This is a genomic window from Streptomyces sp. NBC_00104, assembly GCF_045160825.1.
In the GTDB taxonomy this organism is placed as follows: Bacteria; Actinomycetota; Actinomycetes; order Streptomycetales; family Streptomycetaceae; genus Streptomyces.
Window position 1 is genome coordinate 10,632,866 of record NZ_CP108215.1, and the last position, 25,363, is coordinate 10,658,228.

Genomic DNA, 25,363 nt, shown 5'->3' on the forward strand with positions numbered 1-25,363 from the left:
GGTTCCTCCTGCTCTCGTCACGGGCGTCAGATCAGGACGCGTTCCCGCGCCGTGCGCCGGTGCGTGCGGGACTTGCGCAGATCCCGGGTGACGACCACCTTCTTCAGCCAGCGGTCGGTGCCGTCGAACCGGGCCTTGAACGCGCTGCGCCCGTGCACCGCCTTGAAGTTGTCGACCACCAGCAGATCCCCGGCACTGAGCGGCACGTCGACCAGGTTGCGCTGCAGCTCCCGGCACAGGGCGTCCAGCGCCTCGGTGGCCTCCCCATCACCCGGCAGGGCCGACATGAACTCCGGGTCGATGCGCAGGTACGGCTGCTCGGGATGGCCGAACAGCACGGCGCACGGCTCCGGATCGTCCTCCATCAGATGGATGGAGTGCGCCGTACCCTGGTGCTCGGTCAGCTGCTGCGCGTTCTTGAGCTGCAGCGTGTCCGGGCGGATGAGGAACCGGGGCTCGGACAGCACGGCACGCTGACCGTCCGTCAGTTCCACATCGTCCACACTGGCCACCACCGTGGGCACGGCATCGTGATTGCGCAGCCCCAGGAGCATCAGGTAGTCGCAGCGGTACGGGTGGAAGCCGTCCTCGGTGTGCCAGGCGAGCTCCACCGTGCCGTGCCCGCTCTGGGACTCCTCCTGCCCCGGCATGGGCAGCACGTCGTGCACGAGCCGGCCGCCCTGCAACGTCGACCATCCGAAGACGTCACCGAGGTGTGCCGAGGCCAGCAGCAGGAACACCGCGTGCGCCTCGGCCTCGGTGTCCCGCGGTACGTCGTGCCAGTGCTGCGGGGTCGGACCGATCCGGTCGTCGCCCACCGGCACGCCCCGCACCACCAGGGCCGACGCCGTTTCACCGGCCCGGAACTCCTGTAACTCCTTGACCAGGGACGACGGCAGCCGGTGGCCCTGGGACGGCAGGTCGTCGAACAGTTCCGGTGCGCTGCTCGACCCGTACCGGGCGAGCACCGATGCGGTGAGCGTGCGCAGCGCGCTCCGGTCGGCGTCGTCGAGGTTCACGTAGCGGATCACGCGCACCCCCGGCCCCGGCACACGCAAGCATTCTCGTATGTTCATCACATCCCCTTTCGCCGCGATCAACTGGCGGCGTCCTGCGGCACGATGTCCTCGGGTGCCGGCAGATAGCCGGCGTCGACCAGGAAGCGGAAGCAGGAGTGCGCCCACTCCTCGCTGACCGGAGGGCAGCTGATGCCCGAGCCCTCGAGCGCCTCGGTGAGCATCCGGCACTCGTCCATCGGGTTGATCTGCTTCTGCAGTTCCGGGTCGAGCGCGGCGTGGCGCATCGTGGCCACGCGCAGCAGCGGCGTCATCGGGAACAGGATGTGGTCCTCGTCGACGTTCAGGGCCTGCTGGCGGGCGTCCTCCTCGTCGATCACGTTCAGGTCGTAACCGAACGAGCGCAGCCACTGGTAGCACTGCGTCATCGTGGTCGGCGCCGGGTTGGTGATGTTGAAGTTCTTGCCGAAGTTCTCCTCCCGCAGGGACGTGTAGACGATGGCCTCGGCCGTGAAGTCCACCGGCACCGCGTTGATGACGTCGTTGTAGAGCGGCAGCACCCCCAGGTCCAAAAAGCCCCGCAGGTAGACGTACAGGTAGTCGGTGTGGTGCGAGGCACCGGTCTCGGTGTGGCCGGTGATCATCCACGGGCGCTGCATGGTGACCGGGATGCCGCGGTCCCGCGCGATGTACATGATCTTCTCCGCCAGCCACTTGCTGCGCGGGTAGCCCGTGGGGATCTTGATGGGCCGCGGGTCCAGGTCCTCCTCGGTGAACGGGCGCTCCGTGGCCGTGCCCATGAACACGTCGACACTGGAGACGAAGTGCACCGACTTCAGCGTCTCGGTGGTGGCCAGCCGCAGCACCTCCTTGGTGCCCTCGACGTTCGCCGGCCGCGCCGCCTCGTACGGATAGGTGAAGTTGACGACGGCACCGCTGTGGTAGATCACGTCGATCTCGGACGCGCAGGCCGCGAAGTCCTCGTCGTCCAGGCCCAGACGGGGCTTGGCCAGGTCACCGATGACCATCCGCATACGGGAGCGGTAGGACTCGTCCCAGGCGTGGTAGGTGCGCAGCGTCTGCTCCATGCGCTCCCACGCGGCCTCCTCGTTCTCCGCGCGGATCAGGCAGTGCACCATCGCCTCGGTGCGCTTGATCGCCTCCACCACGATGAACGCGCCCAGGTAGCCGGTGGCACCGGTGACCAGGACATGGCGCGGGTTGAACAGCTCGGCGCGCGGCAGATTCCCGGGCGTGATCTCCTCGGGAAGCGTGATCTCCGCGTGCAGCTCCTCCAGCTGCTGGGCGTACAGGACCTCGCTGTCGACGTTGTCGCGCTGGCGCCGGTCCTCCTCGATGGCCTGCGCGACACCGGCCACGGTCGGCACCCGGAAGATCTGCTCCACCGGCAGCGTCACCCCGTGCGTCCGCGACAGCTGCGCGGTCAGCCGCGCCACCAGCAGCGAGTTGCCGCCCAGCTCGAAGAAGTCCGCGGTGGCACTGACCGTGGCAAGCCCCAGCAGCGAGCAGAACGTCTCGGCGATCTCCGCCTCCAGCTCGGTGCCCGGCTCGACGAAGTCCTCCAGACCCAGGTCCGGGGCGGGCAGCGCCGCGGTGTCCGTCTTGCCGTTACGGGTGAGCGGCATCTTCTCCAGCGTCACGAACGCGCTGGGCACCATGTAGTCGGGCACCTGCTCCAGCACATGCTTGACCAGCGCTTCCTTCGTCACCACCCGGCCGATGACCGGAACGACGTAGGCCACCAGACGGGGCACACCCGGCTGGTCCTCGCGCACCATCACCGTCGCGGCGGCCACCAGCGGATGGCGCCGCAGCACGTTCTCGATCTCGGTCAGCTCGATACGGAAGCCACGGATCTTGACCTGCGTGTCGGCGCGGCCCAGGAACTCGATGGTGCCGTCCTGCCGGAAACAGGCCAGGTCACCGGTCCGGTACAGACGCGCCCCGGGCTCCTCGGAGAACGGGTCCGGCAGGAAGCTCCCGGCCGTCATCGCCGGCCGGTTGACATAGCCGCGCACCACACCCGCACCACCGATGTACAGCTCACCGGGCACCCCGGGCGGCACCGGGTTGAGCGCCTTGTCGAGCAGATGGATACGGGCGTTGGGGATAGGACGGCCGATCGGCACCCGGCTGCCGCGCGCGTCCTGGGCCGACACCGCGTGCACCGACGCCCACACGGTCGCCTCGGTGGGACCGTACTCGTTGAACAGCGCGACCCCCGGCGAGCGACGGAAATGCGTCTCCACCAGGCCGGGCGGCAGCACCTCACCGGCCAGGACGGTGGTGCGCACCGACGCGAACGCCTCGTCGTCCGTCTCCAGCAGCACGGCGTACTGCGAGGGCACACCGTCGACGTGCGTGACCTGCTTGGCACGGATCAGCTCGCTCAGCAGCCGCGGGTCGAGCACCTCCGTCTCGTTGGGCAGGACCAGCGTGCCGCCGCGCCGCAGCGTCCAGTACAGGCCACCGCCGGAGGCGTCGAAGGTGAACGGGGCGAGCACCAGATAGCGCTCCGGCAGCCCCGGCTGCTCGCACGCCGACCGGGCGAGCGTGGAGTGCACGATGTGCCGGTGTTCCACCGCCACACCCTTGGGACGGCCGGTGGAACCCGAGGTGTAGATGATGTAGGCCAGGCCGTCCGGGGCGACCTCCACCGCGGCCCGCTCGACCGGCTGCTCGGGGTCGGCGACCGGCAGCGGCACACCCCGCACGCCGGGCAGCTTGCCCGACAGGGCCTTAAGCGCGCTCTCGGCGCCGACGACGCACTCGATGCCCGCGTCCTCGGTGATGGCCGCGATCCGGTCCGCCGGATAGGACGGGTCGATCGGCACATACGCGCCGCCCGCCTTGAGCACACCGAGCAGGGCCACCATCGTGTGCACCGAACGGTCGGCGAGCACACCGATGCGGCTCTCCGGACCCGCTCCGTGCTCCGCGAGCCGCGCGGCCAGCGCCTCGGCGCGCAGGTTCAGGGAGGCGTACGTAAGCTCCGCCGTGCTGGAGGTGAGCGCCACCGCGTCGGGGCGGGCCGCCGCGCTCTGCTCGACGAGCTCGTGCAGCAGAGACGGACCCCCGTACGCGGCACCGGTGGCGTTCCATGCGGCCAGCCGCTCCTGCTCGTCATGGCTGAGCAGCGGGAAGTCCGCCAGGGCACGCTCGGGAGCGGCGGCCGCCGACTCCAGCAGCAGCAGCATCCTGCCCAGCAGCCGCTCGACGGTGTCCCGGTCGAACAGGGCGGTGTTGAACTGCGCGCGCAGCACCAGCTCCCCGTCGCGCACCACCGCGTACAGGTCGATGTCGTGCGCCGTCCAGGTGACCGGCAGGTCGACCGGGCGGGCGGTGGCGCCCGGCAGCTCGCGGACCGCCCACTGCTCCTCGAAACCGAACAGCACCTGGAACAGCGGCGTGTGGCTCAGGTCGCGGGCCGGCTTGGCCGCGTCCACGATCTGCTCGAACGGCAGCCGCGCATGCCCCAGCGCCTGCGACAGCACCGACTGCGAGCGCCGCAGCAGACTCGACAGGGACTCGCCCGCCTCGAGTTCGAACCGCAGCGGCAGCGTGTTCTCCAGTGGACCCACCAGATCGGTGGCGCCCTCCTGCCAGGTGGGCGGCACCGGCACACCGACCGCGAAGTCGCTCTGCTGGGCATGGCGCGAGAGCACCGCCGCGAACCCGCTCAGCAGCACCCCGGACAGCGTGCCGCCGCCCGCCGCCGCGACCCCCTCGAGAGCCGCGTGCAGCCCGCGCGGCACGGAGACGCTCACCACGTCGGCGTCGATGGTCTTCACCGGCGGACGCGGCCGGTCCGTGGGCAGCTCCAGGGTGTTCAGACCCGACGTCCGCCCGCGCCAGAACGCAACGTCCCGCTCCGCGTCGTCACCGCCGAGCCACGCCTGCTGGGCGGAGCCGAGGGCCTGGATGTCCGCGACACCGGCGCCGGCCGCACCGCCGCCGCCGAGCTGCCCGGCGTACCCGGACAGGATCTCGTCGGTGAGCCGCCCGACCGAGGGACGGTCGGCCACCAGCTGATGGACGGTCAGGAGCAGGATGTGGTCCTCCTCCCCGAGCCGCAGCAGACTCGCCCGCACCAGCGGGCCCTGCGCCAGGTCGAACCGGCGGCGGGTCTCGGCCGCCGCGATCCGCTCCAGCTCCTCCTCCAGACGGCCGGGATCGACCTCGACCACCGGAAGCCGCAGCGACGCCACCGGCTTGACGGTGGCGAGCGCGTTGCCGTCCACCGTGCGGAACGTGGTGCGCAGCACCTCATGGCGCTGCACGACCGCCGCCAGCGCCTGCTGGAGCACGGCCGGGTTGATCCGGCCGGACAGCCGCACCGCGGTGCTGGTCTGCCACGGCCGCTTCTCGTCCAGCTGGATCAGCAGCCACAGACGGCGCTGCTCCAGGGTGAGGTTGCTGGTGAACGCCGATGCCGAGCCGTCGAGAAGACCGGCCAGGGCCGCGCGCTTCTCGTCAGCGGACAGTGAACTGATCTCATGCGCCGTGCTCATGTGCGGACTCCCGTCCTCGCTGTGGTGGTGGTCAGGCAGCGCGCTTGCGAACCGAGCGGGGACGCATATCGGTCCAGACCTTCTCGATGTGCTTGAGGCACTCCTGCTTGCTCCCGGTCCGGCCGGTGGCGGACCAGCCCGCCGGCACCGCCCGGTCGGCGAACCAGACGGAGTACTGGTCCTGTTCGTTGATGACGACCTGGAAGACCGTGTCGGCGTCGTCGATACCCATGCGTGGCTCCTGGTGATGTGAGGTGGTCGGTTGTGCGAATGTGGCTCGCGCGGATCACTTCAGCTGCCGCAGCAGCTGGTCGATCTCGTCGTCGGACATCCCCGCGAGCTGGCTGAGCACCGCCTCGTCGACGGTGGGCCGCCGCTCGCGGGCCCGCTCGAGTTCCTCGACGGCCGCGGCGAGACCGGTCGGGGTCGGCTGACGGAAGAACTCCCGGACGGGCACCTGGAGACCGAACTCCTCCCGTACCCGGCTGAGCAGCTTGGCGGCGAGCAGGGAATGACCCCCGAGGCCGAAGAAATCGGAGTGCACACCGACCTGCGGCAGCTTCAGAACCTCCCGGAACAGCTCCAGCAGCTGCCGCTCCACGTCGTTGCGCGGCGCGGCGTCCTCCAGCCCCTGCGCCGGCTGCTCCGGCGGCGCGGGCAGCGCCCCGCGGTCCACCGCCCCGTCGGCACCCAGCGGCAGTCCGTCGACCACCACGAACACCTCGGGAACCTCGCAGGCGGGCAGCGCGGCCCGGGCCCGGGCCCGCACCTGGGCGGCGAACGCCTCCCGCTCCGCCCGCCCGGCCGGCGTGCCCTCCGCGACGAGCCAGGCGACGAGAGCGCCACGCCGATCGGCCGTCACGGCCGCGCCGCGCACGCCCGGGAGGGCACACAGCCGCTGCTCGACCGCCGCCGCCGTGATCACCTGATCCCCGGCGAACAGCCGTCCCTCCGCGGGCCCCAGGACCTCCAGGGCACCGCCCCGGGATCGACGGCAGAGCAGCCCGGCCGAAACCGGAGGATGCGCGGCGTCGGCCAGATGCAGCTCGCCCACCACTCCCTCGGGCACCGGAACGCCTCGCACGTCGAGCACGCTGCGGACGGTGCCCGCAAGGGCAGGCCCCAGGTGACGGCCCCGCGAGCCGTCGAGCGGCGCCAGAGCCAGCGGCGTGGCCAGCGGCCGGGGAGCGGGACGGCCCAGGAACACCTGACAGCCGGTGCGCGCCAGCATGTCCACCAGCTCCGGGTCGAGGACCCCGCCGACGCAGACGAGCCGGGACCCCGCAGGCGGCGTCCACCCCGCGGTCAGCGCCCGCTGCCACGCCGGGGGAGCGGCGAGCACCAGCGCCCCGGGCGGCCCGCCCGGCGCCGGCGCCGGCCCCGACAGCATCAGGCTGCGGCCGTGCACCAACGGCATCAGCAGGTCCAGCGGGGACGGCGGCACGTCATCGCCGAGCAGCAGCACGTCGTCCTCGGCGCTCACCGACAGCCGCTCGGCCACCGCGGCCACCGCGGCGGCCAGCGCCCCGTGCGTCCACGCCGGCCCACCGCCCGCCCCCCGCCACGCGGGTGCGCCGGGGCCCGGCACGGCACCGGCCCCCACCGGATCGAAACGCGGCCCGGTGGTGATCAGCCACCCACCCGGCTCGCCCTCGTCCCGCCGCACGAAGGCGCCGTCGCGGTCGTGGCGATCGCCGTACGCCACCACACCCCCCACCTCCCACACCGCGAGGACGACGGCGAGCAGACCCGCCGACGCCTGCGGGGGAGTGGTGACCACGGTCCCCGGACCGGCGATGCCCTCCGCGCGCAGCGCCCGGGCCAGCGCGGCGGCCCAGTCACGCAGTTCACCCAGACTCACCACGGCGTCCGCGGCGGACACCGTCACCTCCTCCGCGCCGCGCCCCGCAAGCAGGTCAAGAACCGTGCGCCCGGCACCGGGAACGGGAACGGCGTCGGGAACGGGAACGGCGTCGGGGACGCGCCGGGCGACGCCTTCGCCCCCGCCCCCGCCCCCCGACGGCAGCGCCCCCACCGGCGTCTCCGGCTCCCGCACCGCCTGGGTGAGGATCTGCCGGTGCAGCTCCCCGATACGGGCCGCGGTCTCCTCGTCGTACAGCCCCTGGCTGTAGTCGAGCTGCAGGCGCAGCCCGTCGCCGTCCGGCAGCACCGTCAGCCACAGATCGAACTTCGCCGCCGTGCCGGTCAGTTCCACCGGGCTCATCGTCAGACCGGGCAACTCCACCGCCGTACCCGGTGTGTTGGGCATCGAGAACATCACGTCGAACAGCGGATTGCGGTCCACAGCACGGGCCTGCCCGACCTCCCGCACCAGCCGGTCGAACGGCATCCGGTCGTGCGAGAACGCGCCCACACACACATCACGGACCACGGACGCGGCCGCACCGAACCCCTCCCGCATCGGCAGCCGGGCACGCAGCACCAGCGTGTTGGCGAAGAACCCCACCAGATGCTCGGCGTCGGGATGGTGCCGCCCGGCCACCGGCGTACCCACGGCCACGTCGTCCTGCCCCGTCACCCGCGCCAGCGCCACCATGAACCCGGTGAGCAGCACCATGAACAGCGTCCCGCCCGACTGCCGGGCCAGACCCTCCAAAGAGGCCACCACCTCGGGAGCCAGCCGCTGCTCCACCCGGCCGCCCGCACCGCCGGCCCCTTCACCACGGGGCCGGTCCACCGGCAGCCGCAGGGGCTCCGTGCCCGCCAGGGCCTCGCGCCAGTACCCCAGCAGCCGCTCCATCCGCTCCCCGGCGACCTCCCGCTCCAGCCAGCCGACGTAATCCGCGTACTGCACGGGAAGCTCGGCCCAACCGGCACCGCCGCCCTCGCTCAACCCCCGGTAGGCGGCCGCGAGATCGGCATAGAACACATCCATCGACCAGCTGTCACACACCAGATGATGAACCGTCACGATCAGGGTGTGCCGCCGCGGCCCCTCCTTCACCAGGACCAGACGCACCAACGGCGGCGCGTCCAGGGCGAACGGCTGCTCCGCCTGCTCCCGCGCCAGACGCTGCACCCGCGCCCCGGCCTCCCGCGACGGCAGGCCCGAGCAGTCGACCACCGGCACCGACACCAGAGCCTCGGGCAGCACCAGCTGATGCGGCACCCCGTCGACCAGACCCACGCCGGTGCGCAGACTCTCGTGCCGGGCCACCACCTCGTTGACCGCCTGCTGCAGCAGCACCACATCCAGGTCACCGGCCAGACCGACCGCACTGACCACGTTGTAGGCGGCGTTGCTCTCCGGCGCGAGCTGGCACACGAACCACAGACTCCGCTGAGCCGGCGCCGCCGGCAGCACGAAGTAGTCGCTGTAGTCGCGGATCTCCCCACTGCTGACACCGCCGACATACGAGGAACTGCTCATCGGCTCCACGCCTCCCTTCCCAGCAGTGCGCCGACGGCTGTCTCGATGTACGCCACGACACTCCTCTCGTGGTCCTGCACGAAGAAATGACCGCCGGTGAACTCGCGTACGTCACAGTCCACCGACGTATGCCGGCTCCAGCCGCCGTCACCGCCCCGCACCAGCGGGTCCCGCGATCCGCGCAACACCCGCACGGGGACGGGCAGCGGCGGCCCCGGCGTATGCCGGTAGGTCTCCGCGAGCGTCAGATCGGCCCGGATGGTGGGCAGCATCAGCTCGATCAGATCGGCGTACTGCGGCAGAACCGGAACATCCAGCCCCTCCCAGGCCCGCAGCCGGCCGAGCAGCTCCTCGTCCGGCAGATGCCGGATCTCCTCGGCGTCGCCGTAACCCGGCGCATCCCGGCCGGAGACGAACAGCGCCACCGGCAACGGCAGTTCACGGACCTGCAGCCCACGGACCAGCTCATACGCCGCCAAGGCACCCATGCTGTGCCCGTACAACGCGTAACGCCGCCCCGTCAGCGGCCGCAACACCGGCACCACCGCATCGACGAGCGCGCCCACCTCGGTGAACGCCGGCTCCCGGATCCGGGCCTCCCGCCCCGGCAACTGCACGGCGGTGACCCGCAGCGCCGACGTATGACGGTGCCAGTTCCCGAACACCGACGCACTGCCCCCGGCATGCGGCAGACAGACCAATTCGCAGAGCGGCTCCGTCACTTCACCGAAGGATCTGAACCACCTCGAACTCAGCCGGACCGGGCCCACGCGTACCTCCACAGGAGATGACGAACGTAAATCGCGAAAAGCACTGCTCCCACACCACCGGATCAGGCCCAGGAATCAGATCTCCCGACCGAGTCACAACGCGGCCATCAATGCCTACCAGTTCCAAGGGAGGGCACGTCAATGACCCATCGCCCGCCTGATAGGCGAGCGATAAGAAACTGAGAGCCGAGTGAGAAACGAAGTGAGACCCGAACGAGAGACACGGCCCCTTTGATGGTGCGGCGGCACGTCCGGCGCCTTCCGTGCTGCCGTCCCACGGTCCCCGCTCCACCGAGACACACAGGGCCCCAGCGGCCAAGGGAAATGGAGTCCGCCGATGTCGACCCCCGCTCGCTCCACACTCGTGCACACCCTGGCCGGACACGCCGCCACCCGCGGCGACCGGACGGCCTACGAGTACCTGCACGACGACGGCCGAGTGGACACCCTCACCTACCGACAACTCCTCGACCGGGCGGCCAGGGCGGCGACACGACTACGGGCGGACACCACCCGCCCCGGCGGGCCCGCCCTGCTGCTCTACCCGCCCGGCCTGGACTTCGTCATCGCCGTATGGGCCTGCTTCCTGGCCGGCGTACCCGCGGTGCCCTGCTACCCGCCGCTGTTCGGCCCGACCGAGCGCATCGCCGCCCGCTTCGCCCGCATCCTCGACGACTCCCGCGCCACCACCCTGCTCGCCGACCCCGCCGTCCTCGGCCTGCTGACCGCCGGCCTCCCCGCCGGACGACTGCCCCGCGTGGTGACCCTCGACAGCACCGGCGAACCGGAGAAGGACCAACCCCCGCAGCGGGACATCGACCACCTCCTCGACACCGCACCCGCCCCCCACGACGTGGCCCTCATCCAGTACACCTCCGGCAGCACCGGGCAACCCAAAGGCGTCGTCCTGGAACACCGCAATCTCCTCGCCAATATCAAGGCGATTTCAGACGTGTTCCGCCTCGACGAAACAGCACGGGTGATCTCCTGGCTGCCGCCGTATCACGACATGGGACTCATCGGATTCATCCTCACCCCGGTCCACGGCGCATTCCCGGTACGCCTCATGTCCCCCATGCATTTCCTCAAAAAGCCCCTCGACTGGCTGCGACAGATCAGCGAACTCGGCATCACCCACACCGGCGGACCCAATTTCGCCTACGACCTGTGCCTGCGCCGCGCCGAAACCGCCGACCTCTCCGGCCTCGACCTGAGCACCTGGCGCCTGGCCTTCAACGGCGCCGAACCGATCCGGCCCGCCACCCTCACCGACTTCACCCGGCGCTTCACCCCGCACGGCTTCCACGCCACCTCGTTCCTGCCCTGCTACGGCCTGGCCGAGGCCACCCTCATCGTCACCGGCCGCCACTGGACGGGCCCCGAAGAGACCGGCGAGGACGGCCGCGTCGACTGCGGACCGGTCATCGACGGCCACCACCTCGCCGTGGTGAACCCCGACACCACGCTCCCCGTACCGGACGGCACCGAAGGGGAACTCTGGATCAGCGGCCCCAGCATCAGCACCGGCTACTGGAACACCACCGGCATCCCCGACAGCGACCTCTTCGGCACCCTCGACGGCACCCGCTACCTGCGCACCGGCGACCTGGGCCGACTCCACGACGGCCACCTCACCGTCACCGGCCGGCGCAAGGACGTCCTCATCCAGAACGGTGTCAACCACCACGCCCACGACCTGTGCGCCGCCGCCGTCGAGGACAACCCCGCCGTCCGCCCCGCCGCAGCGGCGTTCAGCGGCCCGGACGAGGAGATCATCATCGCCGTGGAAGTGGCCGGCAAGGACCACGACCCCGCACAGCTCGCCGCCGACATCCGCGAACGCGTACTCGCCGCCACCGGAGCCCGCGTACACACCGTCGTCCTCTGCCCGCCCCGCACCATCCCCCGCACCACCAGCGGAAAAATCCAGCACTCCCTGGCCCGCACCCGCCACCTCACCGGCGACCTGGGCGGCCACGCCGTCACCGCCCACACGACCCTCGCCGCCGAGGAGGACGCCGGCCTGATCACCGCCTTCCTCTCCTCCGTCTTCGCCGCCGTGTGCCAGGTCCCCGCCTGCGGCCCCGACGACACCCTCACCTCCATCGGCGGCGACTCCCGGCGCGCCGCCGAGATCGCCGCCGTGGTCGAGGACGCACTCACCCTCCCCGTCCCCGTCGAAGAGGTCCTGCGCGCCCAGTCGCCCCGCGAACTGACCGCCACCCTCTCCCAGCAGTGGGCCGAGGACGGCATACGCACCCAGCACGCCCTGGAACGCGTCAAGGCGCTGCTCCCGCACGGCGCCTGACCCCCCCCACCACCGGTACCGCACCAGCCTGCGGCGGACCGGACCGCACCTCGACCAGCCACACCGCAGGACGACGAAAGGGAGGGCCACGACCGTGTCCGAGACCAACCAGTTCCCCGCCGAACTCGGCCGCTCCCTCGTCGACCGCTGGCGCACCCGCACCGCCGGCCCCGCCACACCCGACACCCCCGACGGTGCCGCCCGCGTCAACCCCATCCAGCTCGGCCTGCGGCTCTTCGAGGAGATCCACCCCGGCACGGCGGCCAACGTGCTGCGCTTCGACGCCGAGGTCGAGGGCCCCCTCGACACCGACCGCCTCGCCACCGCACTCGGCGAACTCTCCCGCCGCCACGCCGTCCTGCGCACCACCTTCCCCGACGGCGACCCGCACACCTGCGTCGTCGCCCCGGCCCCCGGACCCGACCCCGACCTCACGGTCGTCGACCTGACCTCCCACGACGCGGAAACCGGCCGGGACACCGCCCTCAGCCAGGCGGACACCCGCGCCGCCGCACCCATGAACCTCGCCACCGGCCCCCTGTGGCGCGTCGCCGTCTGGCACCTGTCCGACGGCACGTCACTGCTTCAGCTCCTCGCCCACCACATCGTCGCCGACGGCTGGTCCCTCGGCGTCTTCCTCACCGAACTCACCACCCTGTACGAGGGCCGCACCCCGGCACCGGCCACCCCGCTGCCCACCGTCGCGGCCACCCCGAGCGAGGCCGACCTGGCCGCCTGGCGCGAACGGCTCGACGGCGCCAAACCGCTGTCCCTGCCCACCGACAGGCTCCGACCCCGCACCCGCCGGTTCCGCTCCGCACACGTCGACCTGGCCGTCGACACCGAACTCCTGCGACGCGTCGAAGAACTCGCCGGCACAGCCCGCATGACCCCCTTCATGGTGCTGCTCTCAGCCCTCCACCTCACCCTCGCCCGCACCGCGGGCCACGCCGACATCACCATCGGCTCACCCATCGCCACCCGCGAACGCCACCGCGCCCCCGGCGCGGTCGGACCGCTGGCCACCATGCTCGCCCTGCGCACCGACACGACCGGCTCCCGCACCGTCCGGGACCTCCTCAACACCGTCCGCGACACCTGCCTGGACGCCTACAGCCGCGCGCACGTGCCCTTCGAGGCCCTGGCAGGCCAGGCCGGCCAGAGCGGCGAGTCACTCTTCGACGTGCTGTTCGTGCTCCAGCCACAGCTCACCGAGACCCGCCTGGGAGAACTCCCCGTACGCCCGCGGCTCATGGCCCCCTCCACCATCCGCAACGACATCGAGCTGTACCTCTGGCAGGGCGACGACGGCATCACCGGCTTTCTGGCCTACGACACCGACCTGTTCGCCGCCGAAACGGCCACCCACCTCGCCGAACGCTTCCGGACCGCCCTGACCGCGATCGTCACCGACCCCGACCGCGACCTCGCGGACGTGAGTGTGGTGTCGGGGGGTGAGTGGGGGCGTTGGCGGGAGTTGTCGGTGTCGCGGGTGCCGGCGTTGATTCCGTCGTCATCGTCATCGTCATCGTCATCGTCATCGTCGTCTTCGTCGTCGGTGGTGTCGGTGTGTGGGTTGGTGGAGGCGCAGGTTGATCGTGTGCCGGGTGCGGTGGCGGTGCGTGCGGTTGATGGTGTGTTGACGTTTGGTGAGTTGGAGGTGCGGGCGAATCGTTTGGCGTGGGGTTTGAGGGGGTTGGGGGTGGGGCCGGGTGATCTGGTGGGGGTGTGTTTGCCGCGTACCGCTGATCTGGTGGTGGCGTTGTTGGGTGTGTTGAAGTCGGGTGCTGGTTTTGTGCCGGTGGATCCGGGTTATCCGGCGGAGCGTGTCGCGTTCATGCTGGAGGATTCCGGTGTGTCGGTGGTGTTGCGTTCTCTGGACGACGTTCCGGGTTTTGCTGGGGGTGCTTTCTCTTCGTCTCGTCCGCCGGTTTTGGGTGGGGGTGATGATGTTGCGTATGTGATTTATACGTCGGGTTCGACGGGGCGTCCTAAGGGTGTGGTGATTGAGCATCGTCAGGTGGTGGCGATGTTGGGCTGGGCGGGTCGGGTGTTTTCGGCGGGGGAGTTGTCGGGGACGCTTGCGGGGACGTCGGTGTCTTTTGATCTGTCGGTGTTCGAGATTTTTGCGCCGTTGTCGGTGGGTGGTTCGGTGGTGTTGTCGCCGGGGAGTGTGCTGGATCTGTTGGTGAATCCTTCGTTTTATGAGGGGGTGACGTTGGTTAATACGGTGCCGTCGGTGGTGCGGGAGTTGTTGGCGGCGGATGCTTTTCCGTCGGGGGCGCGGACGGTGAATTTGGCGGGGGAGGCTTTGTCGCCGGGTTTGGTGCGGGATTTGTATGCGCATCCGGTGGTGGAGGTGGTGAACAATCTTTATGGGCCGAGTGAGGATACGACGTATTCGACGCATGCGGTGACGTGTGTGGGGGATGAGCGGACGCCGATCGGTGTGCCGGTGGACGGGACGTCTGCGTATGTTCTGGATGGGGGTCTGCGGCCGGTTCCTTTGGGTGCGGTGGGGGAGTTGTATTTGTCGGGTGCGGGGGTGACGCGGGGTTATCTGGGGCGTGCTGCTCTGACGGCGGAGCGTTTTCTGCCGGATCCTTTCGCCTCCGGTGGTGGGCGGATGTATCGCACGGGGGATCTGGTGCGGTGGCGTTCGGACGGTCAGCTGGATTATCTGGGGCGTGCGGATGGTCAGGTGAAGGTGCGCGGTCACCGGATCGAGCTGGGTGAGGTGGAGGAGGTCCTGCGCCGGCACGAGCGGGTCGGCGAGGTAGTGGTCGTGGCGGGTGAGGGCGCGGCCGGCACGACCCGCCTGATCGCCTACATCGTCGCGGCCGACACCGACACCGACGCCGATGCCGATGCCGAAAGCACGCTGGACGTGGCGGTGTTGGGTGCGCATGCGCGGCGGTGGTTGCCGGACTTCATGGTCCCGTCGGTGTTCATGACGCTGGATGAGTTCCCGCTGCTCCCGAACGGCAAGATCGACCGCTCCGCACTGCCCGCCCCTGACTCCGAGGCTGCCCGGGCGGTGTTCCGGGACCCGCAGACGGAAGCCGAAAAGCTCATCGCCGGGATCTGGCAGGAACTCCTCGACGTCCCCCGCGTCGGCGCGGACGACGACTTCTTCACCCTCGGCGGCCACTCCATCCTGGCGACCCGGGTCACCCACCGGCTCAGCGAAGAACTCGGCACCCACATACCCCTGCCCCTGCTCTTCGAGCACCCCACCCTCACCGACCTCGCCGCGCACCTCCCCCAAGCCGGCGAGCGCCACCTCCCCATACCGGTGGCGACCCGCACCCCCAACCGCGACGGCACGATCACCCTCCCCGCGTCCTCCGGGCAGAAGCGCCTGTGGCTGCTGTGCTCACTCGACCCACGGGCCCATCTCGCCTACCACCTCAACGGAGGCGCGAAGATCACCGGACCCCTCGACGCCCAGGCCCTGGCGGAGGCCATCCGCGACGTCGCCCGCCACCACGAAATCCTGCGCACGACACTGCGCGAGGAGAACGGCGACATCGTCCAGGTCGTCCACCCCACCTGGCGCTGGGACCCCACCACGACCCCCGACGAGGCCACGACCCCGGACGAGGCCGAACTCATCGAAGAATGGCGCCACTCCACGGCCGACCTCGCCGAAGGCCCCCTGTTCCGGGCACACGTGGTGCGGCAGGCCGACGACCAGCATCTCCTCCTGCTGAGCCTGCACCACACCATCGCCGACGGCTGGACGCTCACACTCCTGCTGGACGAGATCGCCCGCCGCTACGCCGAGCTGTCCACAGGCCAACCCCCCGCCGCCGAACCCGCCCTCCAGTACGGTGACTTCGCCCACTGGCAGAGCAGTACGCCCACCCCCGAGACCGGGCTCGCCCACTGGCGTGAACGACTCGCCGGAGCAGCCGAACTGGACCTGCCGACCGATCACCCCCGCCCCGCCCGCCCCACACACCGCGGCGCGGCCGTTCCCCTCGAGCTGCCCGCCGAGGCCATCGCCAAGGCCGCCCGGACAGCGGGAACAACCGAGTTCGCCGTGGTCGCGACCGCCGTCACCATCACCCTGAGCGCCCTCTCCGGCAGCCACGACATCACCATCGGTATCCCGACCAGCGGCCGTACCCACCCGGACACCGCGGGCATCCTCGGCTTCTTCACCAACACCCTCCCGCTGCGCCGCACACTCGACCCCCACGCCACCCTCGCCGAGGCCCTGCGCGGCACCCACCACGCCCTCATGGAGGCGCACCAGCACGCCGACATGCCCTTCGAGGAGATCGTGCGCCACGTCGCGCCGGCCTCGCAGGGCCCAGCACGCAGCCCGCTCTTCCAGGTCATGCTCGCCCTGAACGAAGCCCCCTCGCGCACCCTCGGCCTCCCCGGACTGCGTGTCACCCGGCTCGACATCCCCCCGGCGGAAACCCAGTTCGAGCTCTCGCTCCACCTGGAACAGACCGACACCGCCGTCACCGGCTACCTCACCTACAACACCGACCTCTACGCGGAGACCACCGCCCGCCTCTTCCCGGAACGCCTCGCCGTCGTCGTCTCCGCTTTGGCGGAGCGTTCGGGTGTGGTGCTGGGGGAGTTGAGCGTGGTGTCGGGGGGTGAGTGGGGGCGTTGGCGGGAGTTGTCGGTGTCGCGGGTGCCGGCGTTGATTCCGTCGTCATCGTCATCGTCATCGTCATCGTCATCGTCATCGTCGTCTTCGTCGTCGGTGGTGTCGGTGTGTGGGTTGGTGGAGGCGCAGGTTGATCGTGTGCCGGGTGCGGTGGCGGTGCGTGCGGTTGATGGTGTGTTGACGTTTGGTGAGTTGGAGGTGCGGGCGAATCGTTTGGCGTGGGGTTTGAGGGGGTTGGGGGTGGGGCCGGGTGATCTGGTGGGGGTGTGTTTGCCGCGTACCGCTGATCTGGTGGTGGCGTTGTTGGGTGTGTTGAAGTCGGGTGCTGGTTTTGTGCCGGTGGATCCGGGTTATCCGGCGGAGCGTGTCGCGTTCATGCTGGAGGATTCCGGTGTGTCGGTGGTGTTGCGTTCTCTGGACGACGTTCCGGGTTTTGCTGGGGGTGCTTTCTCTTCGTCTCGTCCGCCGGTTTTGGGTGGGGGTGATGATGTTGCGTATGTGATTTATACGTCGGGTTCGACGGGGCGTCCTAAGGGTGTGGTGATTGAGCATCGTCAGGTGGTGGCGATGTTGGGCTGGGCGGGTCGGGTGTTTTCGGCGGGGGAGTTGTCGGGGACGCTTGCGGGGACGTCGGTGTCTTTTGATCTGTCGGTGTTCGAGATTTTTGCGCCGTTGTCGGTGGGTGGTTCGGTGGTGTTGTCGCCGGGGAGTGTGCTGGATCTGTTGGTGAATCCTTCGTTTTATGAGGGGGTGACGTTGGTTAATACGGTGCCGTCGGTGGTGCGGGAGTTGTTGGCGGCGGATGCTTTTCCGTCGGGGGCGCGGACGGTGAATTTGGCGGGGGAGGCTTTGTCGCCGGGTTTGGTGCGGGATTTGTATGCGCATCCGGTGGTGGAGGTGGTGAACAATCTTTATGGGCCGAGTGAGGATACGACGTATTCGACGCATGCGGTGACGTGTGTGGGGGATGAGCGGACGCCGATCGGTGTGCCGGTGGACGGGACGTCTGCGTATGTTCTGGATGGGGGTCTGCGGCCGGTTCCTTTGGGTGCGGTGGGGGAGTTGTATTTGTCGGGTGCGGGGGTGACGCGGGGTTATCTGGGGCGTGCTGCTCTGACGGCGGAGCGTTTTCTGCCGGATCCTTTCGCCTCCGGTGGTGGGCGGATGTATCGCACGGGGGATCTGGTGCGGTGGCGTTCGGACGGTCAGCTGGATTATCTGGGGCGTGCGGATGGTCAGGTGAAGGTGCGCGGTCACCGGATCGAGCTGGGTGAGGTGGAGGAGGTCCTGCGCCGGCACGAGCGGGTCGGCGAGGTAGTGGTCGTGGCGGGTGAGGGCGCGGCCGGCACGACCCGCCTGATCGCCTACATCGTCGCGGCCGACACCGACACCGACGCCGATGCCGATGCCGAAAGCACGCTGGACGTGGCGGTGTTGGGTGCGCATGCGCGGCGGTGGTTGCCGGACTTCATGGTCCCGTCGGTGTTCATGACGCTGGATGAGTTCCCGCTGCTCCCGAACGGCAAGATCGACCGCTCCGCACTGCCCGCCCCTGACTCCGAGGCTGCCCGGGCGGTGTTCCGGGACCCGCAGACGGAAGCCGAAAAGCTCATCGCCGGGATCTGGCAGGAACTCCTCGACGTCCCCCGCGTCGGCGCGGACGACGACTTCTTCACCCTCGGCGGCCACTCCATCCTGGCGACCCGGGTCACCCACCGGCTCAGCGAAGAACTCGGCACCCACATACCCCTGCCCCTGCTCTTCGAGCACCCCACCCTCACCGACCTCGCCACCCATCTCCCCCCAACCGGCGCGGGCCAGGACACCGACGCAGAAGCAGCCGCATACGGGGACAGGCAACCGGCACCGCACCTCCCCGTCGTCGACCGGGTCCCCGAACCCGACGGCACCCTGGTGTTCCGAGCGTCCCCCGGCCAGGAACGGCTGTGGGTGCTGTGCCGCCTGGACGAGCAGGCGAACCTCGCCTACCACATCAGGGGCGCCGTCCACATCGAGGGAACCCTTGACGCGGACGCATTCCACACCGCGCTGCGGCACCTCGCGCACCGCCACGAAGTCCTGCGCATGTCCCTGCGCGAAGTGGCGGACCACGTGTCCCAGGTCGTGGCACCCGACCCCGAAGTACCGCTGACCCGAATCACCACTCCCGACTGGGAATCGGTGATCGAGGCCGAGAACCAGCGGGCGTTCGACCTCACCACCGGACCGCTGTGGCACGTGACGCTCGTCCGCGTCGCGCCCGAGCACCACGTCCTGGTCATGAGCCTGCACCACGTGATCGCCGACGGCTGGTCCCTCGACCTCCTCCTGCGTGAGATCGCCGTGCACTACGGCTCCGTACTCCAGTCCCCGACCACCGAACCGGCTCCGCCCCCGCCCGCGGCCTTCCAGTACGCGGAGATCGCGCACTGGCAGCGGGAGACCGCACACACCGAACTCGACTTCTGGCGAACCTACTTGGCCGGCGCCTCGGCACCCGACCTGCCCACCGACCGGCCCCGCCCCCCGAAGCAGACCTACCACGGCGCCGCAGTACCCCTGGCCCTGCCGCACGAGGCGCTCACCACCGCGGCCCGGGCCGCGGGAACCACCGCGTTCACGGTCCTTGCCACAGCACTGTCCGTCGTCCTGGCCAAGCTCACCGGCCAGTACGACGTCACCATCGGCACCCCGGCCGCCGGCCGCGACAACCCGAGCACGGCAGACGTGGTCGGCTACGTCGTCGACACCCTGCCCCTACGACTGCGTATGAACCCGGGCCACACGCTGGCCGAGACCCTGCGCGAGGCGCGGGACGCCGTGAACGCGATCCGCGGCCACCAGCGGATTCCGCTGGAGGAACTGATCCGCGCACTGCGCCCCCAACGCGACCGGAGCCGCAGCCCGCTGTTCCAGGTACTCCTCGCGGTCAACGGCACCCCGCCCCAGTACCACTTCCCCGGCCTGCGGATGCACCCCGCACCGATGCCGATCGGCACCACCCCCTACGACCTCGTGGTCCAGGCCGAGGAACGCGACGGCCGCATCACCGGACACCTGGTCTTCAACACCGACCTGTTCGAGACGTCCACGGCCCAGCTGATCGTGGACCGCCTGACGGAGACCGTGTCCGCTTTGGCGGAGCGTTCGGGTGTGGTGCTGGGGGAGTTGAGCGTGGTGTCGGGGGGTGAGTGGGGGCGTTGGCGGGAGTTGTCGGTGTCGCGGGTGCCGGCGTCGTCATCGCCGGTGTCGGTGTGTGGGTTGGTGGAGGCGCAGGTTGATCGTGTGCCGGGTGCGGTGGCGGTGCGTGCGGTTGATGGTGTGTTGACGTTCGGTGAGTTGGAGGTGCGGGCGAATCGTTTGGCGTGGGGTTTGAGGGGGTTGGGGGTGGGGCCGGGTGATCTGGTGGGGGTGTGTTTGCCGCGTACCGCTGATCTGGTGGTGGCGTTGTTGGGTGTGTTGAAGTCGGGTGCTGGTTTTGTGCCGGTGGATCCGGGTTATCCGGCGGAGCGTGTCGCGTTCATGCTGGAGGATTCCGGTGTGTCGGTGGTGTTGCGTTCTCTGGACGACGTTCCGGGTTTTGCTGGGGGTGCTTTCTCTTCGTCTCGTCCGCCGGTTTTGGGTGGGGGTGATGATGTTGCGTATGTGATTTATACGTCGGGTTCGACGGGGCGTCCTAAGGGTGTGGTGATTGAGCATCGTCAGGTGGTGGCGATGTTGGGCTGGGCGGGTCGGGTGTTTTCGGCGGGGGAGTTGTCGGGGACGCTTGCGGGGACGTCGGTGTCTTTTGATCTGTCGGTGTTCGAGATTTTTGCGCCGTTGTCGGTGGGTGGTTCGGTGGTGTTGTCGCCGGGGAGTGTGCTGGATCTGTTGGTGAATCCTTCGTTTTATGAGGGGGTGACGTTGGTTAATACGGTGCCGTCGGTGGTGCGGGAGTTGTTGGCGGCGGATGCTTTTCCGTCGGGGGCGCGGACGGTGAATTTGGCGGGGGAGGCTTTGTCGCCGGGTTTGGTGCGGGATTTGTATGCGCATCCGGTGGTGGAGGTGGTGAACAATCTTTATGGGCCGAGTGAGGATACGACGTATTCGACGCATGCGGTGACGTGTGTGGGGGATGAGCGGACGCCGATCGGTGTGCCGGTGGACGGGACGTCTGCGTATGTTCTGGATGGGGGTCTGCGGCCGGTTCCTTTGGGTGCGGTGGGGGAGTTGTATTTGTCGGGTGCGGGGGTGACGCGGGGTTATCTGGGGCGTGCTGCTCTGACGGCGGAGCGTTTTCTGCCGGATCCTTTCGCCTCCGGTGGTGGGCGGATGTATCGCACGGGGGATCTGGTGCGGTGGCGTTCGGACGGTCAGCTGGATTATCTGGGGCGTGCGGATGGTCAGGTGAAGGTGCGCGGTCACCGGATCGAGCTGGGTGAGGTGGAGGAGGTCCTGCGCCGTCACGGGCGGGTCGGCGAGGTGGTGGTCGTGGCGGGTGAGGGCGCGGCCGGCACGACCCGCCTGATCGCCTATATCGTCGCGGCCGACACCGACACCGACGCCAAAACCGACGCCGATGCTGATGCCGATGCCGAAAGCACGCTGGACGTGGCGGTGTTGGGTGCGCATGCGCGGCGGTGGTTGCCGGACTTCATGGTCCCGTCGGTGTTCATGACGCTGGATGAGTTCCCGCTGCTCCCGAACGGCAAGATCGACCGCTCCGCACTGCCTGCCCCTGACTCCGAGGCTGCCCGGGCGGTGTTCCGGGACCCGCAGAGCGAGGCGGAGAAACTGATCGCCGGGATCTGGCAGGAACTCCTCGACGTCCCCCGCGTCGGCGCGGACGACGACTTCTTCACCCTCGGCGGCCACTCCATCCTGGCCAGCCGCGTAACCAGCAGGCTCGCCACGCGCACGGGCATGGACGTCCCGCTGAACCTGCTGTTCGAGTACCCCGTCCTCGCCGACCTCGCCACCCAGCTGCCCGATCCGGCGACATGGCCGGCCCAGGCCGCCATTCCCCGCGTACGCCGGGTCCTGGGACGTGCCGGATCGAGCTGAACGAACCCCACGGCCAACAGGACCACCACGGCCAACAGGACCACCACAGCCAACAGGACCACCACGGCCGCCACGGCCAACACAGCCATCAGCAGGACCACTGGAACACGCGAACCAGGAGAAAACGATGAGTCAGACAGAGCACATACTCCACACCTCCCCGGTCGGCGCGGGCGTCGGTGACGCCAAGGCGACCGTGCCCGCAACCTCCGCCGCACCCAAGCCGGATGCCTCCACCGGCCTCTACGCGCCGCAGCCCGCGATGCTGGGATTCGCCGGCTTCCTGCTCGGTTCCCTCTCGCTGGCGTTCTACCTGAAGGATGTCAGCATCCCGGCCAACTCCCTGGTCGCCCAGTTGCCGATCATGGTGTTCAGCAGCGCCATCCTGCTGCTGATGGCCGCCGGCTGGGCCATGCGCCTGGGAGACGGGGTGTTCGCCGCGGTGTACGGCCTGTTCGGCACGTTCTGGCTGAGCTTCTCGGTGCTCAGCATCGCGCTGAACAACAACTGGATGGGCGAATTCGAGAACATCGAACAGCGCAGGGCCACGGCCAACTTCGTCCTCGTCTGGGCCATTGTGATCATTCTGCTGACCCTGACGACCCTGCGCCTGCCCAAGGCGTTCACGTTCCTGTTCGTGGTGGTCTCCACGACGCTGCTCGTCCTCTTCGGGTCGATCGAGCAGGCCATCGACCAGATGATCAACAACCCGGCGAAGCCCGACGACCCGTGGCTCGTCTACGTGGGCATCGGCACCATGTTCCTCTTCATCGCCATCGGCATGTACATCTTCGCCAGCGCCGTGCACAGCGCCACCGGCGCCAAGCGCATACCGCTGGGCAAGCCGTTCATCAAGTCCCGGTAGTCCAGGCCTCGCAGGACCCCCTCGGCCGGGCACCGAACCGCGGCAGGTCACGCCGCCCCCGGTGCCCGGCCCTCCGGCCCCGCCCGCAGGCCGGGAATCGCCGGCCCTCGACGCCGGCCGGCCTGTCTGGGGGCACGTTCACTCTCACTGACTGGGCTCTCCTCGATGACTCCACAGGAAACGACCGTCTCTTCCCCCGCGCGCGCCGGAAAACGTGAATGGACGGCTCTCGGTGTTCTCGCTCTGCCGGCGATGCTCATCACCCTCGACAACACGGTGCTGCACCTGGCCGTGCCGCACCTGAACGCGAGCCTGAACCCCAGCGGTCTGCAACTGCTGTGGGCCGTCGACGTCTACAGCTTTCTGATCGCCAGCCTGCTGGTCGTCGCGGGTACGTTGGGCGACCGGATCGGGCGCCGCCGGCTGCTGCTGATCGGCGCGGTGGGCTTCGGTGCCGCCTCGCTGCTGACGGCGTTCTCCACCAGTGCCGAGATGCTGATCGTCAGCCGTGCGCTGCTCGGCATCGCCGGGGCGACCTTGACGCCTTCCTCGATGTCGCTGATCCGCAACATGTTCCACGACGCCCGGCAGCGTGCCGTGGCCTTCAGCGTCTGGATCGCCTGTTTCCTGGTGGGCGGCGCCATCGGCCCGCTCGTCGGTGGCGCGATGCTGGAACACTTCTGGTGGGGCTCGGTCTTCCTGCTGAGCGTGCCGGCCATGGTGCTCACGCTGATCCTCGGTCCCGTGCTGCTCCCCGAGTACCGCGACCCCGAGCCGGGCCCCCTGGACTGGGCGAGCGCGGGCCTGCTCGTGCTCTCCCTGCTCGCCACCGTCTACGGTCTCAAGAAGCTCGCCGGCGACGGCATGGCCGCGGTCCCCGTCCTGGCCCTCCTCGCCGGTCTCGCCCTGGGCGTGGCCTTCGTCGTGCGCCAGCGCAGGCTCACCCACCCGCTGATCGACATGGGGCTGTTCCGCGAGCGGACCTTCTCCGTATCCCTCGGTGCGATGGGGCTCGCCCTCTTCGTGATGTCGGGATCGCAGTTCTTCATGGCGCAGTACATCCAGATGGTGGTGGGACTGTCGCCGCTGGAGGCCGGGTTGGCGTCGCTGCCGGGCAGCGTCGGGGGTGTGACGGGGGCGTTGCTCGCCCCGGTGGCTCTGCGGTGGACGCGTGCGGCGCATGTGATGACCGTGGGCCTCGCGATCACCGCGGTCGGCTTCGTGGTCCTGGCCCAGGCAGGTGCCGACAGCGGGCCGGTCACGGTGATGGTCGCGCTGGGGCTGCTGAACTTCGGCGTCGGTCCCGCCATCGTGCTCGGCACCGACATGATGATCAATTCCGCGCCGCCGGAGAAGGCCGGAGCGGTCTCCGCCATCTCGGACACCTCTCACGAACTGGGCCTGGGCCTGGGCATCGCCGTACTCGGCAGCATCGGGAACGCGGCATACCGCGGTCAGGTCTCCGGCGAACTGCCCGCCGGGCTGCCCGAGGAGGCCGCTGCGGGGATCCAGGACACCATCGGCAACGCTGTCGACCAGGTCTCCCGTCTGCCGGAGGACCTCGGCACAGCCGCGCTGGATGTGGCACGGGAGGCGTTCACCCACGGGATGGTGCTGGTGAGCGTCATCTGCGGGGTCCTGACGGTGGTGACCGTGTTCATGACGCTGGGCCTGCGCAGGGTGCCCGCGGTCGTCGGGAGCGATGAGGCGGGCGAAGCCGACGAGGCCGGCAGGGCCGGCGCGTCCGAAGAGCCCGGCAAGGCAGGCAAGCCCGGCGAGGCGTCGGCGGAACTGCAGGAAGCCGGCGGCCGCACCACCGACTGACGCTGCGAACTGCGAACTGCGAACTGCGAACTGCGCTGCGAACTGCGAACTGCGAACTGCGAACTGCGCTGCGAACTGTGACTGCCCGACACCCGCAGCGGGATGTCGGGCAGCACCCGCACGGCAGGCCGAGGTCAGGAGCCGGATGCCGGGTCCAGCGTCGCGGCGATCACGAGGTATCCGTTGTCCGGGCTGGCCGCCGCGCGGCGCATGAGGTCGATGTACTGGTCGACCGGTTCCGGGCCGTCGAGCCGGGCCAGTTCGTCGCGCCGGGCCTCGACGACATCGGCCATGATCATCCCTGTCCGGACCACGTGGTCGCTGATGTCACGGATCTCGACGTCGACGAACCCATGGGCGGCCAGCAGCTCGGAGTACTCGGCGGCGGTGGCGAACGGGCTCACGTGGTAGGCGGCGCAGATGTCGTCGAGCACCTTGCGGCCTTCGGGACTCACCGGCGGGCGTTCGACGGTGTCGGCGATCACCAGCCGCCCGCCGGGGCGCAGCACCCTGGCCGTCTCGGCGAGCGCCCGGCCCCGGTCCGGCACGTGGAGCATCGACTCGATCGCCCACGCGTCGTCGAACGAGTCGTCACCGAACGGCAGCGCCATCACGTCGGCGTTGTGGAAGGCGGTCACGTCCGACCGGCCCGCCTCCACGGCGCGTTCGGTGGCCTGCTCCACCTCGACGTCGCTGATGGCGATGCCGGTGACGTGCGCGTCCCTGGCCGCGACGAGCTGCAGCGCGGGTTTGCCCACACCACAGCCGATGTCGAGGACCGCGGCGCCGGGGGCGGGGTCGAGCAGGGTGATCAGCAGGTCGGTCAGCCGGGCCGTGGCGACCTCGACGCTGCTGTCGTCGGCGTCGTCCTCCCAGTAGCCGTAGTGCAGGTTCTCGCCCCAGGCGGCGTTGAGAACCTGGCCGAGGCCTTCGTAGAAACCCGCGACATCGTCAACGCCGGATAACAGCTTGTCAGCCATTTCT

10 protein-coding genes are annotated in these 25,363 nt (G+C 69.6%); 4 read left to right on the forward strand and 6 right to left on the reverse strand.

Annotation, left to right across the window (positions count from 1 at the left end; genetic code table 11):
• Positions 1-26: 26 nt before the first annotated feature.
• Genes gntD through OG272_RS46350 form a run of 5 tightly spaced genes read right to left on the reverse strand, consistent with a single transcriptional unit; the run spans position 27 to position 9,661 of the window.
• Positions 27-1,076 (reverse strand): guanitoxin biosynthesis L-enduracididine beta-hydroxylase GntD, encoded by a 1,050-nt coding sequence (gene gntD, locus OG272_RS46330; RefSeq protein ID WP_405895964.1) that lies wholly within the window; start codon positions 1,074-1,076, stop codon positions 27-29.
• 20 nt (positions 1,077-1,096) lie between these two features.
• The gene (locus tag OG272_RS46335; RefSeq protein ID WP_405892070.1) at positions 1,097-5,548 is read right to left on the reverse strand and encodes an amino acid adenylation domain-containing protein; all 4,452 of its coding nucleotides are present in this window, start codon (positions 5,546-5,548) and stop codon (positions 1,097-1,099) included.
• A gap of 31 nt (positions 5,549-5,579) precedes the next feature.
• A complete protein-coding gene (locus tag OG272_RS46340; RefSeq protein ID WP_326585347.1) occupies positions 5,580-5,780 on the reverse strand; it encodes an MbtH family NRPS accessory protein in 201 nt (66 codons plus the stop codon).
• A gap of 54 nt (positions 5,781-5,834) precedes the next feature.
• Entirely contained in the window at positions 5,835-8,939 is a 3,105-nt protein-coding gene (locus OG272_RS46345) for a condensation domain-containing protein (RefSeq protein WP_327726201.1), read from the reverse strand.
• A complete protein-coding gene (locus tag OG272_RS46350) occupies positions 8,936-9,661 on the reverse strand; it encodes an alpha/beta fold hydrolase (RefSeq protein ID WP_326585349.1) in 726 nt (241 codons plus the stop codon). The genes OG272_RS46345 and OG272_RS46350 overlap by 4 nt, the downstream gene beginning before the upstream one ends.
• 385 nt (positions 9,662-10,046) lie before the next feature.
• Here OG272_RS46350 and OG272_RS46355 point away from each other — a divergent pair, with 385 nt between their 5' ends.
• From OG272_RS46355 to OG272_RS46370, 4 genes are all read left to right on the forward strand, one after another.
• Positions 10,047-12,017, forward strand: coding sequence for an AMP-binding protein (locus tag OG272_RS46355; RefSeq protein ID WP_405892068.1), 1,971 nt, complete (start codon positions 10,047-10,049; stop codon positions 12,015-12,017).
• A gap of 94 nt (positions 12,018-12,111) precedes the next feature.
• Positions 12,112-21,690 carry an amino acid adenylation domain-containing protein gene (locus OG272_RS46360; protein ID WP_405895965.1) on the forward strand — a complete coding sequence of 3,193 codons (9,579 nt, stop codon included), beginning with the start codon at positions 12,112-12,114 and terminating at the stop codon, positions 21,688-21,690.
• Between the two features lie 127 nt (positions 21,691-21,817).
• Positions 21,818-22,555, forward strand: coding sequence for a GPR1/FUN34/YaaH family transporter (locus OG272_RS46365; RefSeq protein WP_327726198.1), 738 nt, complete (start codon positions 21,818-21,820; stop codon positions 22,553-22,555).
• 165 nt (positions 22,556-22,720) lie between these two features.
• Positions 22,721-24,379 (forward strand): MFS transporter, encoded by a 1,659-nt coding sequence (locus OG272_RS46370; protein ID WP_327726197.1) that lies wholly within the window; start codon positions 22,721-22,723, stop codon positions 24,377-24,379.
• A gap of 134 nt (positions 24,380-24,513) precedes the next feature.
• On the opposite strand, the gene OG272_RS46375 is transcribed toward OG272_RS46370, so the two are convergent.
• A complete protein-coding gene (locus tag OG272_RS46375; protein WP_326585354.1) occupies positions 24,514-25,359 on the reverse strand; it encodes a methyltransferase domain-containing protein in 846 nt (281 codons plus the stop codon).
• Positions 25,360-25,363: the final 4 nt, after the last annotated feature.